The organism is Oleomonas cavernae (assembly GCF_003590945.1).
GTDB lineage: Bacteria > Pseudomonadota > Alphaproteobacteria > Zavarziniales > Zavarziniaceae > Zavarzinia > Zavarzinia cavernae.
Genome location: NZ_QYUK01000017.1, coordinates 1 through 3,868, shown reverse-complemented (window position 1 = coordinate 3,868; position 3,868 = coordinate 1). Strand labels below are relative to the sequence as shown.

Genomic DNA, 3,868 nt, shown 5'->3' with positions numbered 1-3,868 from the left:
CGGGTGGGCGCCAAGGCCTTCATCTATTTCCTGATCTTCTCCACCCTGGCGCTGATCGTCGGCCTGGTCGTCGGCAATGTGGTGCAGCCCGGCTATGGCCTGCACATCGACCCCGCCACCCTGGACGGCAAGGCGGTCGCCGACTATGCCCAGAAGGCGCACGACCAGTCGATCGTCGGCTTCCTCCTGAACATCATCCCGACCACGCCGTTCAGCGCGCTGGCCTCGGGCGAGATCCTCCAGGTGCTGTTCTTCTCGGTCCTGTTCGGCGTCGGCCTGGCCTTGACCGGCGACAAGGGCAAGCCCGTGACCGACCTCTTGAAGTCGGTGTCGCACGCGGTCTTCGCGGTGGTGAACATCCTGATGAAGGCCGCCCCGATCGGTGCCTTCGGCGCCATGGCCTTCACCATCGGCAAGTACGGCATCGGCTCGGTCGTCAACCTCGCCATGCTGGTCGGCACCTTCTATGTCACGGCGATCATCTTCGTGCTGGGCATCCTGGGCGCCGTGGCGCGGGCCAACGGCTTCTCGATCCTGCGCCTGATCCGCTACATCAAGGGCGAGCTGCTGCTGGTGCTGGGCACCTCGTCGTCCGAATCCGCGCTGCCCGCGGTGATGGACAAGCTGGAGCGGGCGGGCTGCTCGCGCTCGGTGGTCGGCCTGGTGGTGCCCACCGGCTATTCCTTCAACCTGGACGGCACCAACATCTACATGACCATGGCGGCCCTGTTCATCGCCCAGGCGACGGACATCCACCTGTCGCTGGGCGACCAGCTCCTGCTGCTGCTGGTGGCCATGCTCTCGTCCAAGGGGCCGCCGGCGTCACCGGCTCGGGCTTCATCACCCTGGCTGCCACCCTGTCGGTCATCCCTTCGGTGCCGGTGGCCGGCATGGCCCTGATCCTCGGCGTCGACCGCTTCATGTCGGAGTGCCGGGCCCTGACCAACTTCATCGGCAATGCGGTGGCCGCGATCGTGGTCGCCCGCATGGAAGGCGAGTTGGACAAGGACCAGCTCGACCGCGCCCTGTCGGGCCAGCCGATCCCCGAACTCGACGACGAGCTGGTGCCGGCCTACAGCAAGGCGGCCGCCGAGTAGCAACCCCTTCGCGTCGCCTGCCGGCCTCAAGCCGATAATCCGGCCCCCCTTCGGCCGGCCGGCAGGTGGCGCGATACCCGACGAGTCAGGCCGGGTCGAGCAATCTCGGTCCCGGCCCTTCGCCTGCCAGCTCGTCCCACGGGTTGCGCAGGCGGCAGACCTCGATCGAGAGGCAGCCGCAGCCGATGCAATCGTCGAGCTGGTCGCGCAACCGGGTCAGGGTGGCGATCCGGTCGTCCAGTTCCGCCCGCCAACGCCCAGACAATCGATGCCAGTCCGCCGCGGTGGGGCGTGCCCCGCGGGCAGGGCCGCCAGCGCCTCGCCGATCGCGGCCAGTGAAATCCCCAGGCGCTGCGCCACCTTGATGACCGCGACCCGGCGCAGCACCTCGCGGCGATAGCGGCGCTGGTTGCCCTGGCTGCGGTTGCTGTGGATCAGGCCCTTGGCCTCGTAGAAATGCAGGGTGGAGACGGCGACGCCGCTGCGGGCCGCGACCTCGCCCACCGTCAATTCCTTGCCGAAGGGATGGGTCATGCGCTTGCCCCATTTTCCGTTTGACCTCAAGTTAACTTGAGGTTTTAGGGTCTCAAGGCTCGGATTGCAACGGTCGGGAGGCCATCGTGTCGGATGTCGTGTGGCTCAAGCAGCTTAAAGAGGCGGATCAATCGCGGCGAGTTTACCGCGTCGATAAATTCGTGGTGCCCCAGGCCGCGCGGCCGGAGTTCCTGGCCAAGATCCGCGAGACCCACGCGATGCTGGCGACCCTGCCCGGCTTCGTCCGCGATGTCGTGCTGGAGCAGTGCGGCGGCGCTTTCCCATTCGACCAGCGTCACCAGGTTGAACTCGCCCGGGCCGCCGCACTGCTCCAGCACGACATCGCGGACGAAGCCGGGCAGGGTCGCCAGCATCGCGTGGGTCTCGCGGATCTTGGCCAGGAACTCCGGCCGCGCGGCCTGGGGCACCACGAATTTATCGACGCGGTAAACTCGCCGCGATTGATCCGCCTCTTTAAGCTGCTTGAGCCACACGACATCCGACACGATGGCCTCCCGACCGTTGCAATCCGAGCCTTGAGACCCTAAAACCTCAAGTTAACTTGAGGTCAAACGGAAAATGGGGCCAAGCGCATGACCCATCCCTTCGGCAAGGAATTGACGGTGGGCGAGGTCGCGGCCCGCAGCGGCGTCGCCGTCTCCACCCTGCATTTCTACGAGGCCAAGGGCCTGATCCACAGCAACCGCAGCCAGGGCAACCAGCGCCGCTATCGCCGCGAGGTGCTGCGCCGGGTCGCGGTCATCAAGGTGGCGCAGCGCCTGGGGATTTCACTGGCCGCGATCGGCGAGGCGCTGGCGCCCTGCCCGCGGGGCACGCCCCCACCGCGGCGGACTGGCATCGATTGTCTGGGCGTTGGCGGGCGGAACTGGACGACCGGATCGCCACCCTGACCCGGTTGCGCGACCAGCTCGACGATTGCATCGGCTGCGGCTGCCTCTCGATCGAGGTCTGCCGCCTGCGCAACCCGTGGACGAGCTGGCAGGCGAAGGGCCGGGACCGAGATTGCTCGACCCGGCCTGACTCGTCGGGTATCGCGCCACCTGCCGGCCGGCCGAAGGGGGGCCGGATTATCGGCTTGAGGCCGGCAGGCGACGCGAAGGGGTTGCTACTCGGCGGCCGCCTTGCTGTAGGCCGGCACCAGCTCGTCGTCGAGTTCGGGGATCGGCTGGCCCGACAGGGCGCGGTCGAGCTGGTCCTTGTCCAACTCGCCTTCCATGCGGGCGACCACGATCGCGGCCACCGCATTGCCGATGAAGTTGGTCAGGGCCCGGCACTCCGACATGAAGCGGTCGACGCCGAGGATCAGGGCCATGCCGGCCACCGGCACCGAAGGGATGACCGACAGGGTGGCAGCCAGGGTGATGAAGCCCGAGCCGGTGACGCCGGCGGCCCCCTTGGACGAGAGCATGGCCACCAGCAGCAGCAGGAGCTGGTCGCCCAGCGACAGGTGGATGTCCGTCGCCTGGGCGATGAACAGGGCCGCCATGGTCATGTAGATGTTGGTGCCGTCCAGGTTGAAGGAATAGCCGGTGGGCACCACCAGGCCGACCACCGAGCGCGAGCAGCCCGCCCGCTCCAGCTTGTCCATCACCGCGGGCAGCGCGGATTCGGACGACGAGGTGCCCAGCACCAGCAGCAGCTCGCCCTTGATGTAGCGGATCAGGCGCAGGATCGAGAAGCCGTTGGCCCGCGCCACGGCGCCCAGGATGCCCAGCACGAAGATGATCGCCGTGACATAGAAGGTGCCGACCAGCATGGCGAGGTTGACGACCGAGCCGATGCCGTACTTGCCGATGGTGAAGGCCATGGCGCCGAAGGCACCGATCGGGGCGGCCTTCATCAGGATGTTCACCACCGCGAAGACCGCGTGCGACACCGACTTCAAGAGGTCGGTCACGGGCTTGCCCTTGTCGCCGGTCAAGGCCAGGCCGACGCCGAACAGGACCGAGAAGAACAGCACCTGGAGGATCTCGCCCGAGGCCAGCGCGCTGAACGGCGTGGTCGGGATGATGTTCAGGAGGAAGCCGACGATCGACTGGTCGTGCGCCTTCTGGGCATAGTCGGCGACCGCCTTGCCGTCCAGGGTGGCGGGGTCGATGTGCAGGCCATAGCCGGGCTGCACCACATTGCCGACGACCAGGCCGACGATCAGCGCCAGGGTGGAGAAGATCAGGAAATAGATGAAGGCCTTGGCGCCCACCCGGCCGACCTTCCGC

General features: G+C 67.3%; 2 protein-coding genes and 3 pseudogenes. 2 read left to right on the top strand and 3 right to left on the bottom strand.

All coding sequences use genetic code 11. The annotated features are described in order from the left end of the window. A pseudogene (dctA, locus tag D3874_RS27470) lies at window positions 1-1,097 on the top strand (C4-dicarboxylate transporter DctA); the annotation flags it as partial. An 85-nt stretch (window positions 1,098-1,182) separates the two neighbouring features. Here the strand turns inward: dctA (D3874_RS27470) and soxR are convergent. After that, window positions 1,183-1,631: pseudogene (soxR, locus tag D3874_RS27465) on the bottom strand (redox-sensitive transcriptional activator SoxR). Window positions 1,632-1,675: 44 nt separating this feature from the next. After that, on the bottom strand, window positions 1,676-2,137 hold the full coding sequence (locus D3874_RS28880; RefSeq protein WP_158596257.1) for an antibiotic biosynthesis monooxygenase family protein: 462 nt from the start codon (window positions 2,135-2,137) through the stop codon (window positions 1,676-1,678). 87 nt (window positions 2,138-2,224) lie between these two features. Here D3874_RS28880 and D3874_RS32580 point away from each other — a divergent pair. Next, window positions 2,225-2,416, top strand: a pseudogene (locus D3874_RS32580) (MerR family DNA-binding transcriptional regulator); the annotation flags it as partial. 341 nt (window positions 2,417-2,757) lie between these two features. Here D3874_RS32580 and dctA (D3874_RS27450) read toward each other — a convergent pair. Continuing rightward, a partial coding sequence (gene dctA, locus D3874_RS27450) for a C4-dicarboxylate transporter DctA (protein WP_119782895.1) occupies window positions 2,758-3,868 on the bottom strand: 1,111 nt, incomplete at its 5' end.